The sequence below is a fragment of the Methylobacterium organophilum genome, from assembly GCF_022179465.1.
Classification (GTDB): domain Bacteria; phylum Pseudomonadota; class Alphaproteobacteria; order Rhizobiales; family Beijerinckiaceae; genus Methylobacterium; species Methylobacterium organophilum.
Genome location: NZ_BPQV01000074.1, coordinates 1 through 239, shown reverse-complemented (window position 1 = coordinate 239; position 239 = coordinate 1). Strand labels below are relative to the sequence as shown.

Annotated in this window: 1 protein-coding gene; it reads left to right on the top strand. The window is 71.1% G+C overall.

Annotation, left to right across the window (positions count from 1 at the left end):
- A partial coding sequence (locus MFF21_RS23845; RefSeq protein ID WP_238315063.1) for a 30S ribosomal protein S6 occupies nt 1–239 on the top strand: 239 nt, incomplete at both ends.

Sequence of the window (239 nt, the reverse complement as noted above, 5' to 3'; positions counted from 1 at the left end):
GCCGGACATAGTCCGCAACCGAAGCCTGGACCAGGGCGCAGGCGGCCAGGAGCAGGCGACCATCCTCCGGGCGCCGGAGAAGCAAGGCGCCGCTGGGGCGCGGGTGGAGGACCTGGCGCACCCCCGCCTGGCCTACCCCATCGCCAAGGACCCCCAGGGCTACTTCCTCTGGTACCAGGTGGAGATGCCCGAGGACCGGGTGAACGACCTGGCCCGAGAGCTCCGCATCCGGAACAACG